The sequence below is a fragment of the Roseovarius dicentrarchi genome, from assembly GCF_003316635.1.
GTDB lineage: Bacteria > Pseudomonadota > Alphaproteobacteria > Rhodobacterales > Rhodobacteraceae > Roseovarius > Roseovarius dicentrarchi.
Window position 1 is genome coordinate 73481 of record NZ_QNQP01000004.1, and the last position, 14205, is coordinate 87685.

At 64.5% G+C, this 14205-nt stretch carries 14 protein-coding genes and 1 tRNA gene; 6 read left to right on the top strand and 9 right to left on the bottom strand.

Annotation, left to right across the window (positions count from 1 at the left end; genetic code table 11):
- The first annotated feature begins 44 nt into the window (after positions 1-44).
- Positions 45-383 (top strand): ferredoxin FdxA, encoded by a 339-nt coding sequence (fdxA, locus tag DQ230_RS03940; protein ID WP_113911206.1) that lies wholly within the window; start codon positions 45-47, stop codon positions 381-383.
- A gap of 310 nt (positions 384-693) precedes the next feature.
- A complete protein-coding gene (locus tag DQ230_RS03945) occupies positions 694-1203 on the top strand; it encodes a CarD family transcriptional regulator (protein ID WP_113911207.1) in 510 nt (169 codons plus the stop codon).
- Positions 1204-1277: 74 nt separating this feature from the next.
- On the opposite strand, the gene cobS is transcribed toward DQ230_RS03945, so the two are convergent.
- Positions 1278-2033, bottom strand: coding sequence for an adenosylcobinamide-GDP ribazoletransferase (gene cobS / locus DQ230_RS03950; protein WP_113911208.1), 756 nt, complete (start codon positions 2031-2033; stop codon positions 1278-1280).
- Between the two features lie 83 nt (positions 2034-2116).
- On the opposite strand from cobS, the gene cobT reads away from it, so the two are divergent.
- On the top strand, positions 2117-3133 hold the full coding sequence (gene cobT / locus DQ230_RS03955; protein WP_113911209.1) for a nicotinate-nucleotide--dimethylbenzimidazole phosphoribosyltransferase: 1017 nt from the start codon (positions 2117-2119) through the stop codon (positions 3131-3133).
- A gap of 9 nt (positions 3134-3142) precedes the next feature.
- Here cobT and DQ230_RS03960 read toward each other — a convergent pair whose 3' ends face one another.
- The 5 genes from DQ230_RS03960 to DQ230_RS17025 form a co-directional block, all read right to left on the bottom strand.
- Positions 3143-5050 (bottom strand): cation:proton antiporter domain-containing protein, encoded by a 1908-nt coding sequence (locus DQ230_RS03960; protein ID WP_113911210.1) that lies wholly within the window; start codon positions 5048-5050, stop codon positions 3143-3145.
- Positions 5051-5260: 210 nt separating this feature from the next.
- Entirely contained in the window at positions 5261-7981 is a 2721-nt protein-coding gene (locus DQ230_RS03965) for a hypothetical protein (RefSeq protein WP_113911211.1), read from the bottom strand.
- 143 nt (positions 7982-8124) lie between these two features.
- Positions 8125-9402 (bottom strand): O-acetylhomoserine aminocarboxypropyltransferase/cysteine synthase family protein, encoded by a 1278-nt coding sequence (locus tag DQ230_RS03970; RefSeq protein WP_113911212.1) that lies wholly within the window; start codon positions 9400-9402, stop codon positions 8125-8127.
- Between the two features lie 101 nt (positions 9403-9503).
- Positions 9504-10508 carry a hypothetical protein gene (locus DQ230_RS03975; protein WP_113911213.1) on the bottom strand — a complete coding sequence of 335 codons (1005 nt, stop codon included), beginning with the start codon at positions 10506-10508 and terminating at the stop codon, positions 9504-9506.
- A 99-nt stretch (positions 10509-10607) separates the two neighbouring features.
- Positions 10608-10691 (bottom strand) — tRNA-Tyr (locus tag DQ230_RS17025).
- 152 nt (positions 10692-10843) lie between these two features.
- On the opposite strand from DQ230_RS17025, the gene rlmB reads away from it, so the two are divergent.
- From rlmB to DQ230_RS03990, 3 genes are all read left to right on the top strand, one after another.
- Positions 10844-11626 (top strand): 23S rRNA (guanosine(2251)-2'-O)-methyltransferase RlmB, encoded by a 783-nt coding sequence (gene rlmB, locus DQ230_RS03980; protein WP_113911214.1) that lies wholly within the window; start codon positions 10844-10846, stop codon positions 11624-11626.
- 25 nt (positions 11627-11651) lie between these two features.
- Positions 11652-12035 carry a hypothetical protein gene (locus DQ230_RS03985; protein WP_113911215.1) on the top strand — a complete coding sequence of 128 codons (384 nt, stop codon included), beginning with the start codon at positions 11652-11654 and terminating at the stop codon, positions 12033-12035.
- 253 nt (positions 12036-12288) lie between these two features.
- A complete protein-coding gene (locus DQ230_RS03990; RefSeq protein ID WP_113911216.1) occupies positions 12289-12705 on the top strand; it encodes a CoA-binding protein in 417 nt (138 codons plus the stop codon).
- Positions 12706-12758: 53 nt separating this feature from the next.
- Here the strand turns inward: DQ230_RS03990 and DQ230_RS03995 are convergent, their stop codons facing one another.
- From DQ230_RS03995 to hisF, 3 genes are read right to left on the bottom strand one after another with little or no spacing between them, the layout of a single operon-like run.
- The gene (locus DQ230_RS03995; RefSeq protein ID WP_113911217.1) at positions 12759-13049 is read right to left on the bottom strand and encodes a Dabb family protein; all 291 of its coding nucleotides are present in this window, start codon (positions 13047-13049) and stop codon (positions 12759-12761) included.
- 30 nt (positions 13050-13079) lie between these two features.
- Complete coding sequence (locus DQ230_RS04000) at positions 13080-13394, bottom strand: phosphoribosyl-ATP diphosphatase (protein WP_113911218.1); 315 nt, start codon at positions 13392-13394, stop codon at positions 13080-13082.
- Positions 13391-14155 (bottom strand): imidazole glycerol phosphate synthase subunit HisF, encoded by a 765-nt coding sequence (hisF, locus tag DQ230_RS04005; RefSeq protein WP_113911219.1) that lies wholly within the window; start codon positions 14153-14155, stop codon positions 13391-13393. The genes DQ230_RS04000 and hisF overlap by 4 nt, the downstream gene beginning before the upstream one ends.
- Positions 14156-14205: the final 50 nt, after the last annotated feature.

The window sequence follows — 14205 nt, forward strand, 5'->3', positions numbered from 1 at the left end:
GGGTGGCGTGGATTAAGTCACGGGCATCCATTCAGGGGGCCGACATGACCTATATCGTCACCGATAACTGCATCGCCTGCAAATATACCGACTGCGTAGAGGTCTGCCCCGTCGATTGCTTCTATGAAGGCGAAAACATGCTGGTCATCCACCCGGATGAGTGCATCGACTGCGGCGTTTGCGAGCCTGAATGCCCCGCCGACGCGATCCGCCCCGATACCGAGCCGGACATGGAGGGCTGGGTCGAATTCAACCGCAAATACTCCGAAATGTGGCCGGTGATCGTCACCAAGAAAGACGAGTTGCCCGAGGCGCAGGAGCGTGACGGCGAAACCGGCAAGTTGGAGAAATACTTCTCCGAGGCTCCCGGCGAAGGCGATTGATCCATGCCAGCGGCACCGTGATTCGCGCAGGATCGCGCAAGTATGTTGACCGGTAAACGCTGCGCGATCCCCATATTTCATTGGCAAACGCGTGGAGTGTCCGGCTGATAACAGACAGACTTCCGCCAAGGCGAATTTTATGGTATGATGTTCGGGAATGTAACGCCATGCCCGATATCCATTGCCCCTGCTACAGCTCGGGTGATCGTTTTTGTGTCAGTACATTGATCCTCGTTGCTGTCGGCGTTGTGCCGGGGCGATCTATTTGTGTTCGCACCACTCGGACGTGGCCGGAAAAAGGAAAACCCAGATGAGCAAGTCCAGAAAGCCCGATTTTAGCCCCAATGATTTCGTCGTCTACCCCGCGCATGGCGTCGGCAAGATCGTCTCGATCGAAAGCCAGGAGATCGCCGGGATCGAATTGGAGCTGTTCGTCATTTCCTTTGAAAAGGACAAGATGACGCTGCGCGTGCCCACCAACAAGGCTGCCGAGATTGGCATGCGGTCGCTGTCCAGCCCCGACACCATTTCCAAGGCGATGACCACGCTCAAAGGCAAGGCCAAGGCCAAAAAGGCGATGTGGTCGCGTCGCGCGCAGGAATACGAGCAAAAGATCAACTCGGGCGATCTGATCGCCATCGCGGAGGTCGTCCGCGACCTGCACCGCACCGACGACCAGCGCGAGCAGAGCTATTCCGAGCGCCAGCTATACGAGGCCGCGCTGGAGCGTCTGACGCGCGAAGTGGCCGCAGTCAGCGGCGACGACGAGGTGCAGGCCGCCAAGCAGGTCGGCGATGTGCTGATTTCACGCGCCGCGTAATCCGGCGTCAAAATCTGTGTTTCTCAAGGACCGTATCCGAATTGGATGCGGCCCTTGGCGTTGCCCGCCGGCGTTCAGGCGATAATCGACAGAAGCACGGCGATCTCGGTGATCTGCTGGGCAGCGCCCAGAATATCGCCGGTCTGGCCGCCGATTTTGCGCCGGGCAACCCATCCGATGGTGATTGCCGCCAGCAGGGCGCAGATCATCGCGCCCACGCCTGACCAGCCGGTGCAAAGGATCGCGATCACCCCAGCGATGCCTGCTGCGGCCCAGGCAATGCGCCAGTCAGGACGCCCGACGCCCTGCGACAAACCGGCGCTGCGCGCGTTTGGCAATGCGCGCATCAGCACCGGCATGACGGTCCGCGACAGGGCGCCCGCCGCAATCAGCGCGGCCAGCGCGCCCATGCCGCCTTGCTCAAGCAGCCACCACAGCGCGGCCCAGCGGGCCGCGACCGACAGCATCAGCGCCAAGGTTCCGTAGGTGCCGATCTGGCTGTCCTTCATGATCTCAAGCCGCCGGGCGCGCGTCCAGCCGCCCCACAGCCCATCGACAGTGTCGGCCAGACCGTCCTCGTGCATCGCGCCGGTCAGAATGATCTGCGCGCTGAGTGCGATCAGCGCCGCCAGTGCGGCAGGCAGGCCGAACCATTGCGCCACCAAGCCCGCGATCCCGGCGATTAGCCCGATTGCCAGACCCACCAGCGGATAGGCCCACGCCGCAGGTGCGCCACGCGGCGCGGTATCGCCTATGGGCAGCCGGGTCAGCAGGCCAAACGCGGCGCGAATGTCGGCCAGGTGTGCGTCAAAAAGGGGGCTGTCGCGCATGGGGATGGACCTTTTCAAGGGTGCGGCCGGGATGTATCCCCGGCATATACCGCTGGACGGATCATTTGCAAACGGGGGCCGGTATGGCGCAGACTTTCAACACTCTGGCCGAGTTCAGCGCGCGGCTTGAAACCTGTCCGGCGCCCGATGCGGCGGCGCAGGCAGCCGCGCGGTTGCGGGATGCGGCATTGACCAAGCCGCCCGGCGCGCTGGGCCGGTTGGAGCAGATTGCCGAGTGGTATTGCGGTTGGCGCGGGAACGAACGGGCGCAGGTATCCGCGCCGCAGGTGATTATCTTTGCCGGAAACCACGGCGTTGCGGCGCAGGGCGTCTCTGCCTTCCCCGCCGAGGTGACCGCGCAGATGGTGGCGAATTTCCGCAGTGGCGGCGCGGCGGTCAATCAGCTGGCCCGGCAGTTTGGCGCGCGTATGGATGTGCATGCGCTGGAACTGGACCGCCCCACCCACGATTTCACGCAAGGGCCCGCGATGGACGCGCCCGATTTTCTGGCGGCGCTTGGCGCCGGGTGGAACGCGGTTGATCCAGGGTCGGATCTGCTGGTGGTGGGCGAGATGGGAATTGGAAATACCACCTGCGCGTCGGCCATCGCGCTTGGCCTGTGGGGCGGGACGGCGCCGGACTGGACCGGGTGCGGCACCGGCGTCGATGCGCGCGGGCTGGAGGCAAAGGCCCGCGTCGTGGCTGCCGGCGTGCGCCGCCATGCGGATAGTCTGCACAGCCCGCTGGACGTGCTGCGCTGTCTGGGTGGCCGCGAACTGGCCGCGATGGCGGGGGCGATCCTGCGCGCGCGGCACCTGTCCGTGCCGGTGATCCTGGACGGGTTCATCTGCACCATGGCCGCGGCCTGCCTTGAGCAGGCGCATCCCGGCGCGCTGGATCATTGCATCGCGGGCCATGTCAGCGCCGAGCCGGGGCATGAAAGGGCGCTGGCCCAGCTGGGCAAGGCGCCGCTGTTGGCGCTGGGGATGCGTCTGGGCGAGGGGTCGGGCGCCGCGCTGGCCTTGGGCATCGTGCAGGGCGCGCTGGCCTGTCACAGCGGCATGGCCACCTTTGACGAGGCGGGGATCGCAGGCGCCTGACGGCGCCGGTCAGGCGCTTTTGCGGTCGGTATCCGTGTCGCTGGATTCCTCCAGTTGCGACAGAAGCATGGTCTGCAATTCCGCCTCCAGCTCGCGGGCGCGGGCGATATATTCCTGATTTTCGACCGTCGGCTTTTCCGGATCCCACAGCGCCGCCAGTTCGCGCACCGAATGGCGGTCATGCCTGTAAAAGGTTTTCATCAGCTCGGACGCCTCGAATTCGCTGACCCCCATGTTTTCCAGCACATACCGGCCGGCGCGCAGGGACGAATCGAACATTTCGCGCACGATGTCATTGGCGCCTGCCTGAAACAGCCGGAACACTTGCGTGCGATCGCGTGCGCGGGCGATGATGTGCAGATCGGGCCGCTCGCGCCGGGCAAACGTCACCAGCCGCACGGCGGCATCGGGATCATCCAGCGCCGCCACCAGCACCTTGGCATCCTTGAGGCCCGCCGCGTGCAGCATTTCGGGCCGGGTCGGATCGCCAAAGAACCCCTTGACGCCAAACCGGCGCATTCGCTGGATCGCGGCCAGATTGTGGTCCAGAACCACCGTCTCATAGCCCGAGGACCGCACCAGCCGGTTGACGATCTGGCCAAAACGGCCGATGCCGACGATGATGATGCCGGCCTGCTGGTCCACGTCATCATGGGCCAGCGGCTCGTCCGCCTCCTCCATTCGTTTGGACAGCGCATCGTATAGGATGAACAGCAGCGGTGTGATCAGCATCGACATTGCCACGATCAACAGCAACATTTCGGTCATGTCGCCGGGCACGACATTTTGTTGGCCGGAAAAGGAAATCAGGACAAAGCCGAATTCGCCGGCCTGCGCCAGCGACAGTGTAAACAGCCACAGATCGCGGCCCCGCAGGCTGAAAATCCGGCCCAAGACATAAAGCACCACGCCCTTGAGGAAGATCACCGCCAGCGCCAGACCCAGCACCAGAAACGGCTGCCCGAACAGCAGGCCAAAATTGATGCCGGCGCCCACCGTGATGAAAAACAGGCCCAGCAGCAGGCCCTTGAACGGCTCGATATCCGATTCCAGCTCGTGCCGGAATTCACTGTTGGCCAGAACCACACCGGCCAGAAACGCGCCCAAGGCGGGCGAGAGGCCGACCAGATACATGATGAAGCTGATGCCGCAGACGATCAGCAGCGCCAGCGCCGTGTACATCTCGCGCAGGCGGGCGACGTGAATATAGCGAAAGACGGGCCGCGTCAGGTAGATACCGGTCAGGATGATACCGCCAACGGCGGCCAGCGTGACCAGCGTCACACCCCAGCCGGGCAGGCCCGCGACCAGTGACATGTTGTCTGCGCTATGCGCCACGGCGCTGTCAATCAGGCCCGTGTCGTCATGATCTGTCGCCTCGCTCACGCGGCTGCGCAGGCTGCCGGGCATGGCCAGCAGTGGCAGCAGCGCCAGCATCGGGATCACCGCGATGTCCTGTGTCAGCAGCACCGAAAAGGCCGAGCGTCCGCCCTTGGTCTGCATCAGGCCCTTTTCGGACAGGGTTTGCAGCACGATGGCCGTTGATGACAGCGCAAAGATCAGGCCCACGGCCAGGCTGACGCTCCATTCATGGCCCATGGCCATGACGCCGCCCATGATGACCAGCGTGGTCAGTACCACCTGCATCCCGCCCAGCCCCAGCAGGCGGTGGCGCATATCCCACAGCGCGCGCGGCTCCAGCTCCAGCCCGATGAGGAACAGCATCATCACCACGCCGAATTCGGCAAAATGCTGCAAATCGGCGGTTTCCTGTCCGACCAGCCCCAGCGCCGGGCCGATCATGATACCCGCCATCAGGTAGCCCAGAACCGACCCCAGCCCCAGCCGCGCGGCAATGGGCACCGCGATAACCGCAGCGGCAAGGTAGATCGAGGCCTGATAGAGGAAGCCTTCCATCGTGGTGGGATCCTTCGTGTCGGCGGGGGCAGGGCAGCCATGGCAGCAGGGAACGGCACCGGGCGGGCGCAAGTCCCTGATATGTGAGGGTCAAGCATACTGGCAGATCAAAATCTATCAACGCCTGATAACGCGATTATTGGCGTTACGGGCACCCGACACCGATGTTTTTGTCCAACCACGGTATCAGGCGCTGCGGCGGGTCGCGGTTCAGCTTTGCGGGATGCGCAGAACCACGTTTTTGCCACGCTTGATATAGCGCAGTTCACTGTCGCCAATCGCGGCGACCTGGCCACCATCCAGCGCATCGCCAATGCGCACCTTTTGGTAGCGGCCATTGCCCAGCCGCACCAGCGCGCGGCGGCTGGCGGTACTGCCATAGACGCCGATCAGATTGACCTGGCGCAGGTTGATCGCATCCTTCAGGGTTGCCTGCTGCGATACCGATGCGCTGGACGGAATGCTGGGCTGTAGCCGCTGGGCCGCCGGAACCGGCTGCGCAGCCGCGCTTTGCTGGGTGCGCTTGATGATCTTTTCAAAGTCGCCGGGACGGCGCAGCGGTGTCAGGGAGGCCGTTACAGCCTGTGCTGTGGCATTCTCGAAGCTGTCCTCATCCGCCTCTTCTTCGGGGTCTGTATCGGCGGCGGTCGCGGCGGCAAGGGCGCGGTTCAGCGATGCGCCGTCCACCAGCGGTGCGGCGGCGGCGGTCTGAGCGCTTTGCAATGTGGCGGCAAGGGCCGCAATCTGTGCCGGGCGCAGGCGCGGGCGCAACGCAGCCAGCGCGGCATCCGCTGCGGTTGCCTCGGCAGTCTGAACGTCATCACCGGCGCCGGTAACGGTGTTTTGGCCATCCTCGCGCGTTTCGGGCGCGGCCTCTGCCGGGGTTGGCGGTGTGGCGGCCATGATGCTGTCCGGCCGCACACGGGGGCGGGTGCCGGCCAGCGCCGGATCGCCGGTAAAGGTGGTGCCGGGCGCCAGATCAGGCTCGGCCGTTTCGGGCGTTGCAGTCACGGTGACGGTCTGCGGCATGTTCTGCGGCGGCGTCATCGGCGGGCTGCCCGCGAAAACACGAACGCCCTGCGGTGTCACAACACCGCCGGGCGTGGCGCGAACAAAGCCGCGGTCGTCAAAGTCGAACCGCGTCCCGGCAGGGGGCGGATCCACCGGCGTTTCGGGCCGCACGTCGCGCGCATCCGGGGCGCGGCGCGGCATTGACGCCGGATCGCCCAGCCCCAGACCGGGATCGAGCGACACCTCGTAAATATCCGAAAGCGGCGCGCCGGCGACGGGGATCTCGGGCGATGTCGGGGCCATCTGCCAGATCCCGGTCGCCGCATAGCGGGCCAGCGCCTCGTCCGGGGCCAGCGGCGCGGGCAGATCGGGCAGGGCCACAACTTCGGGCCGGTCCGAGCCACCCGGCAGCGCGGCGATTTCGGGAAGCGGCTCGATCGCGGGCGCGTCGATTTCGGCGCCTGGCTCCGCCTCGTCTTCGGCCGGCACATCGGCAAGCTTGATATCGTCGCCCCTGCCAAAGAAGCGCGACAGCCCATCCTCGAGAAAGACCGAGGCCCAGGCCGCGACACCGACAAGGAACAGCAGCAACAGCGCGGTCAGGATCAGGCCCAGAAAGCGTGGCTTGCCGCGCACCGGGCTTTTGCGCGCGCCAAAGACGGTCATGCGCTGCTTTTCATCCTCGCGCGTGGGGCGCGGGGCGCTTTTGGAGGCGGCTTTGGTCTTGCGGCTCAGCAGGCCGGGTTTTTCGGTCGGCGCCTCGGTGGTGCGGGCGGCATCGGCGGCATCGCGGTTCAGACGCTCGGACGGATCGGGGTGCAGGCTGGCCGCCAGTTCCGCCAGACGCGCCGGGTCGGCAACGTCATCGCTGGCCGGGCTGGGCAGCGGCGGCGCCGTGTCGGTGCCATTCGTGTTTTTGGCGCGCGCATCCCCGGCCAGTGGCGGTGTGGCGCGGACAGCATCACCGTCGCGCGACGCCCGGATCGAGCTGAAGGCCGCGACGGGCGCCGGTTTCGACGGTTCGTCGTCCTTCGCCGGTGCACGCGGCCTTGGCACCGGGCCCAAGGGCGCTGCGCCCTTGACCGGCGGTGCAGACAGCGCGGCTGACGTGGGCGGCGCGACCTTGGGCGCGGCTGCCTTTGGTTTCTCGGGCGCCGGGGTGGCAGGTTTTGCAGGCTGCGATTCGGGCGCGGGTTTCGGCGTGTCCGGTTTTTTGTCGGGCGCGGGTTTGGCCGTGGCCTCTGCCTTGGCGGCTGGCTGTTTGGGGGCGGGCGGCGCGCTTGCAACGGCCTCAGCGGCGGCGCTGGCGACGGGGGCGTCCGCTGGTGGTGCTGCTGGCTCGGGCTTGGCCTCGGGCGCCTTGGGCATGGGCTGCGGTGGTATTTCCGCGTCGCCGGTTATGCGAATCGCGGTATCGTCACGCTCGACAATCGTGCCGTGGGGCAGGATTTCGCCCGCGCGGCGGGTGACGCCAAAAAACGGCTCGCCCCGAAACGCATCTTTGACGGGAATCGCGGCAAAACTGACAGCATCGAACCCGTGCTCGGCCGCAAATGCCTCGGCCTCGGCCAGTGTCTCAAGCGCGACGGCGGCCACCTGAATGACCCCATCCGCGGCGGTCCAGTCGTATTCCAGTTCCTCGACCGCGTAGGGCGTGGCGCCTTCCAATGCGGCGCGCACGGACGCCTCGGGGTCATTTTCCGCCTCGATCGACAGGTATTTTATCTGGTCGTTCGGAATGACCAGCTTGCAGGTCAGATCGCCCGGCAGACGCGCGGCGCGGGTTTTCAACGCTTTCAGCGCGCGGGCCATGTCGCTGTCATCGAACGGGACATTGCCCACACGGACCCAGCCATTGCCGGACCGGTACAAAAGGCTGGCGCCTTCGGCGGAGAGGTTAAGTGCGAAATTCGGTTTCATCAGACGTCTTTAGCACCCAAATATCCGCTGCGGGAGTCGCCACAGCCCATCTTGCGATTTTATAGCAGGTTCACGCCGAGGAAAAGACCAAGCCAGACGCCCCCGAAATCGGAGCGGCGCGCGCGGCGCCGCCCCGTTACGGTTTAACCGGCGGCCTTCAGCGCCTTGTCCAGATCCGCGATCAGATCATCGGCGGTTTCGATGCCGATGGAAATGCGCACGACCTCGGGGCCCGAACCGGAGGCGGTCTGCTGCTCGGGCGTCAACTGGCGGTGTGTGGTCGAAGCGGGGTGAATGACCAGCGACCGCGTGTCGCCCAGATTGGCGACATGGCTGAAAAGCTCAAGGTTTTCAACGAATTTGACGCAGGCATCATAGCCACCTTTCAGCGACACGGTGAACAGCCCGCTGGCCCCCTTGGGGCAGACCTGCGCCATCCGCGCGTTATAGGGCGAGGAGGCAAGGCCGGCATAGGTGACCGACGACACGGCGTCATGCCCCTCCAGCCATTCGGCGATTTTCTGCGCGTTTTCGCAGTGCCGCTCCATCCGCAGGGACAGCGTTTCGATCCCCATCAGCGTATAATGCGCCGCCTGCGGGTTCAGCGTCATGCCCAGATCGCGCAGGCCGATGGCAATGCCGTGAAAGGTAAAGGCCAGCGGACCGAATGTTTCGTGAAACGTGGTGCCGTGATAGGCCGGCTCGGGCTGTGACAGGGACGGGAACTTGTCCGACGCGGACCAGTCGAATTTGCCCGAATCAATCACAGCGCCGCCCATGACCGTGCCGTTGCCGGTCAGGTATTTGGTCAGCGAATGCACAACCAGCGTCGCGCCATGCTCGATCGGGCGGCACAGGTACGGCGTGGCAGTGGTGTTGTCGACGATCAGCGGCAGGCCGGCCTTGTCCGCCACATCCGCGACGCTGCGCAGATCGGCGATATGGCCGCCGGGGTTGGCGATGGATTCGCAGAAAACGGCGCGGGTATCGTCATCAATCGCCGCCGCAATCGCCTCCATATCGTCAATGTCGACGAATTTCGCGGACCAGCCAAACCGCTTGATCGTCTGGCTGAACTGGGTGATCGACCCGCCATAAAGCCGCGAGGACACGACCACATTCTTGCCCGGACCCATCAGCGGGAACAGCGCCATGATCTGCGCCGCATGTCCGGTCGAGCAGCACACAGCGCCCGCGCCACCCTCCAGCGCCGCGATCCGGTCCTGAAGCGCGGCAACGGTCGGGTTGGTCAGGCGCGAATAGATATAGCCGACCTCTTGCAGGTTAAACAGTTTCGCCGCGTGATCGGCATCGCGAAAGCAATAGGCGGTGGTCTGATAGATCGGGGTCTGGCGCGCGCCGGTTGCCGGATCAGGCTTGGCGCCTGCGTGGACCTGCAATGTTTCAAAGCCAAGTGTCATGGGCTGTCCTTTCGGGGAAATGCGTTTGGCCGGATTTGTAGGGGATCGCACCGATTTGGGCAACGATCATACGGCGCAGGATAATTATGAGCCGCGCGGCGTCAGCGCATCCAGAACCCGTTCCGCTTGATCGTGTTGCGGATCGCCTGTTCGCGGCGGGGCAGGTCGTTTTGATCGAACAACGCGCGCACTTTCATGCCGCGCCCCTGATACACCATGCGCTTGATCGGCTCGTATTCCTTCAGCACCTTTTTCACCCGGTTATGCGCGCTGATGCGGTGCAGCGCATCCACCACGTGATCGCCCTCGCGGGCATAAAGCAGCGGCAGCATGCGGTAGTGACAGCTGACGGCGCCGTCCAGATACCCCTGGGGCAGCGCATCGCGTCCGCCGCCCAGCGAATGGATCACCAAGGGCAGTGCCACCTGGTCCAGCCACGGGTCCATTTCCTGGCAAATCAGCTCATCGGGGGGAGTGTCGCGGATCGCCAGCGCGTAGTCCAGAAACCGCTGGCCGAAAATCTGCGGGCATTTGTAATAGAAAAACCCGGCGTTGAAATAAAGATAGCGTTTCCAGAACTCATCGGGCTGCGACAGGTCCAGCGAGCTGCGGTAATCCAGCCCGAACCTGTCATAAAGCGATTTCCATATCGCGCCATAGCCCGGCCCATAAAGCTCGGGCTTGGGCCACGTCCCCTCGCGCCGCAGGGAGGCGGAGGGGCGGGCGAAATCGAACGGCACCGATGCCAGATCGCCGGTGATCAGCGTGTCAGTGTCGAAAAACACGAACGGCTCGCCCGCGGGCAGGGCGGCGAGCGCCTCTATCTTGTTGCCGTAAGGGTAGCTGTGGCCGAAATGATGGTTGTCGAAGGGCGGAATCTCGGCGCCCAGCTCTGCCAGCAGGTCGGCGGTGTCGTCGCCGCGCATGCGCGGATCGTCCGGCCATAGCGGGCCGGGTTGCGGTTCGGCCACGAAAAGACGCCCGGTAAAATCCGGGCTGAAGCTGCGCAAGGACAGGCAAAACAGCAGCGCCTCATATTGCAACCGCCCGCCCTGACCGACGATCATTACGTTGAAATCGGGTCCGGGCGCGGGGTGGCTGGTCATATCATTCCTGCTTGGGCAATCAGATCGGGGCGACTATAGATCGCGCCCTGCACATGCAGAAGGCAAACTTGACACAGATGCGTGACTAATTGTTAGAAGTGGTGGGCGACCTAGGAATCGAACCTAGCGTGCGTCTCCGCGAGGGAGTTACAGTCCCCTGCCACACCTTGCGGCCTGTCGCCCACTGCGCCGGGTGGTTGAATACCTAGCGTGGGCCGCTGATTACTAGCGGATACCGCAGGCGTCAACCGCAAAAATCGCGGTCCGATATCGGCTTGCGCGCGCCCGGCTTGCGGCGCATCTTGCGCAGCTGAAAATACCGGGGGGCGTGCGCCGTGAAGAAACCGAAATGGGTGGTCGAAAAGGAACAGGCCAAGAAGGCCGCTGACGCTGAAACCGTCTGGCTGTTCGGCCTGCATGCGGTGCGTGATGCGCTGCTGAACCCGGCGCGCGAAAAATTGCGGCTGATTGTGACGCTCAACGCGCAGAACAAACTGGCCGATGCCATCACCGCATCCGGTATGACCCCCGAAGAGGCCGATCCACGCAGGTTTACCGCGCCGCTTGATCCGGGATCGGTGCATCAGGGCGCCGCGCTGGAGGTCAAGCCGCTGGACTGGGGCGATCTGGAGACGCTGGCGCTGGGCGACGGCGCGCGCGCGCCACGCATGATCTTGCTGGATCGCGTGACGGATCCGCATAACGTGGGCGCAATCCTGCGCTCGGCCGAAGTATTTGGCGCCTGCGCGGTGATCGCGCCGCGCCATCATGCGGCGCCCGAAACCGGCGCGCTTGCCAAAACCGCCAGCGGCGCGCTGGAACGGCAGCCCTACAAGCAGGTGCGCAACCTGTCGGACGCGATCCGGCAGTTGCAGAAAATGGGCTATCTCGTGGTGGGGCTGGACGGAGAGGCCGATCAGACGATCGAACAGGCGCTGGACGGGCGACGCGACCGCCCCATTGCGCTGGTGCTGGGGGCAGAGGGGCCGGGGCTGCGCCAGAAAACCCGTGAAACCTGTGACGTTTTGGTGAAAATCGCATATTTCGGCGCATTCGGGTCCCTGAACGTCTCAAATGCGGCGGCAGTCGCCCTATATGCCTCTCAGGCGCCGGACTGATCGGCGCTGCGGCACCGGGGGGCTGATGCACAAGATCGCCACATGTTGTTACTGCGGAACGCGCGCGGCGCTGGTGCTGCGCGGCGAAGGACGGCACGAGCTGTCTTGCGCGGCCTGCGGCGCCCCTCTGCATGACATGAAGGCAATCCCGCAATCGCGCAGCGACGCGGCAACGCGCAGCTCGGCGGCCGGGCAGGGGACGCGGCGCCGGGCGCCGGGCAAGGCACCTGGCAGCAGGGCCACCCCCGCCAAGGTCGCAGCAAAGCCGCGGCAGCGGCGCAAACTGCCCAGATATGACGACGACCATGACGATGACCGCCGCGCGCCGCGCCGCCGCAAATCCGGCAGCCGCTTTCTAAGCAAGGCGTTCGAGGAAATATGGGACGTTGTCGAAGATATCTTTGACTGACGCAGGGCGCAGCCCCGGCGCGGGCAGATCACAAGATGATCACAGATCCATTACCGCCCTTTCAAATGGCAGAAGACACCCCAGATTGAGTGTCAGAAGCGGCGCACTGGAACTTCGACGCTTCATTTCACTGTCCCTCGTTCCGCACTTGCGCTCAAGGTTTGTACCTTGGGCGCATTTTTCTTTGGGATTGTTCGGATCTGGCGTGCGGCACCCCTTGCGCGTGCGCCGCAATCGCGGAATGGTCGGGGGCATGACAACAGATACCCAGATCAAAGATATCCTCACCCGGACCCGCCGCATCGCATTGGTCGGCGCATCGGCCAATCCCGCGCGCCCCAGCCATGATGTGATGAAGTTCCTGCTGGAAAAAGGGTATGACGTGGTGCCCGTCAATCCCGGCCTTGCGGGGCAGACCTTGCTCGGCCAGCCGGTGGTGGCCAGCTTGCGCGATATAGACGGCGATATCGACATGATCGACATTTTCCGGCAATCGGCCCATGTCCCCGCATTGGTGGAGGAGGCGCTGGCGCAGTTTCCCCGGCTTCATACGATCTGGATGCAGCTGGGCGTCATGCACGACGGCGCGGCCCAGACAGCCCGCGCGCGCGGCGTTGATGTCGTCATGGATCGCTGCCCCAAAATCGACTACCCGCGCCTTATGCGGTAACATCAGATGCCGGGCGCCTGAGAAAATTCGCGAATTTTCTTCTGCGCCCGGTGTCACACTGCCTGAAAGTCTGCGGCGATTCGCATTTCGCGCATGGGGCGCACATGCGCGGTGCAGGCCGAATAGGTCGGATGCGCCTTGAACGCGGCCAGCGCGGCCTCGTCGGCAAATTCGGCATAGACGACCAGATCGGGCGCGTCAGCGGTGATGGCGTCGGTCTGGAAATTGCGACCCACCTCGAAATGATCGGCGTGGGGGATGGTGGCCAGCATCATCAAACCCTCGCGCACGGTTTCGACAGATTGGCCTTCGGCGGCCGAAAAGAAAACGATGTGGCGGATCATGTCTGCCCTCCTTATGGTCTCAGGATGGTCTCAGGGATTTGGGCGCGCGGCTTTTTCAGCAAGCCCCGACTGCCCCTGACGGCGGCCAAGTTCGTCCATCACGTCGCTCAGCGCGATGCCGCGCGAGTGCAGCATCACCAGCAGGTGAAACAGCACATCCGCCGCTTCGCGGGTCAATGCGGCGCGGTCATCCCTGACCGCTTCGATGATGGCCTCAATCGCCTCTTCGCCGAATTTTTCCGCGCATTTTTCCGGGCCTTTCGCCAGCAAGCGGGCGGTCCAGCTGCTGTCGGGGTCGGCTGCCGCGCGCGCGGCGATTGTGGCTGCCAGATCGTCCAGGGTCATCGGCCCATCCTCATCGGAATACCGGCGGCCTGCATATGGGCCTTGGCCTCGCCGATCGTAAATTCGCCAAAGTGGAAAATCGACGCGGCCAGCACCGCGCTGGCCCCCCCTTGCGTCACGCCTTCTACCAGGTGATCCAGCGTGCCGACCCCGCCGGATGCGATCACCGGAATATCCACCGCATCGCTGATCGCGCGTGTCAGCGGCAGGTTGAACCCCGCCCGCGTGCCGTCGCGGTCCATCGAGGTCAGCAGAATTTCCCCGGCGCCGTTGCTCGCCACCAGACGTGCGAATTCCACCGCGTCGATACCGGTTGCGCGGCGCCCGCCATGGGTGAAAATCTCCCATTTTCCGGGCGATACCGTCTTGGCGTCGATGGCCACCACGATGCACTGGCTGCCAAACTGGTCCGACGCGGCGCGCACCACATCGGGATTCGCCACCGCGGCGGAGTTGAAGCTGACCTTGTCCGCGCCCGCGAGCAGCAAGGCGCGGACATCGCCCGGCGTTCGCACGCCGCCTCCCACGGTCAGGGGGATATAGCACTGCTCGGCGGTGCGGCGCACGACGTCGAACATGGTGCCGCGATTCTCATGCGTGGCGTGGATATCGAGAAAACACAGCTCATCCGCGCCAGCCGCATCATAGGCGCGCGCCGCATCCACCGGATCGCCCGCATCGCGCAGATCGACAAAGTTGACGCCCTTGACCACGCGGCCATCGGCCACGTCAAGGCAGGGAATGATACGGGTTTTCAGCATTATGCGCCGCGCCTTTGTACTGCGTTACGGAACGTTTAGGTCCATTTGCC

What these genes read in the sequence shown, in the direction of transcription:
- fdxA (WP_113911206.1), top strand. Translation starts at nt 45, where the DNA reads ATGACCTATATCGTCACCGATAACTGCATCGCCTGCAAATATACCGAC.
- DQ230_RS03945 (WP_113911207.1), top strand. Translation starts at nt 694, where the DNA reads ATGAGCAAGTCCAGAAAGCCCGATTTTAGCCCCAATGATTTCGTCGTC.
- cobS (WP_113911208.1), bottom strand. Translation starts at nt 2,033, where the DNA reads ATGCGCGACAGCCCCCTTTTTGACGCACACCTGGCCGACATTCGCGCC.
- cobT (WP_113911209.1), top strand. Translation starts at nt 2,117, where the DNA reads ATGGCGCAGACTTTCAACACTCTGGCCGAGTTCAGCGCGCGGCTTGAA.
- DQ230_RS03960 (WP_113911210.1), bottom strand. Translation starts at nt 5,050, where the DNA reads ATGGAAGGCTTCCTCTATCAGGCCTCGATCTACCTTGCCGCTGCGGTT.
- DQ230_RS03965 (WP_113911211.1), bottom strand. Translation starts at nt 7,981, where the DNA reads ATGAAACCGAATTTCGCACTTAACCTCTCCGCCGAAGGCGCCAGCCTT.
- DQ230_RS03970 (WP_113911212.1), bottom strand. Translation starts at nt 9,402, where the DNA reads ATGACACTTGGCTTTGAAACATTGCAGGTCCACGCAGGCGCCAAGCCT.
- DQ230_RS03975 (WP_113911213.1), bottom strand. Translation starts at nt 10,508, where the DNA reads ATGACCAGCCACCCCGCGCCCGGACCCGATTTCAACGTAATGATCGTC.
- DQ230_RS03985 (WP_113911215.1), top strand. Translation starts at nt 11,652, where the DNA reads ATGCACAAGATCGCCACATGTTGTTACTGCGGAACGCGCGCGGCGCTG.
- DQ230_RS03990 (WP_113911216.1), top strand. Translation starts at nt 12,289, where the DNA reads ATGACAACAGATACCCAGATCAAAGATATCCTCACCCGGACCCGCCGC.
- DQ230_RS03995 (WP_113911217.1), bottom strand. Translation starts at nt 13,049, where the DNA reads ATGATCCGCCACATCGTTTTCTTTTCGGCCGCCGAAGGCCAATCTGTC.
- DQ230_RS04000 (WP_113911218.1), bottom strand. Translation starts at nt 13,394, where the DNA reads ATGACCCTGGACGATCTGGCAGCCACAATCGCCGCGCGCGCGGCAGCC.
- hisF (WP_113911219.1), bottom strand. Translation starts at nt 14,155, where the DNA reads ATGCTGAAAACCCGTATCATTCCCTGCCTTGACGTGGCCGATGGCCGC.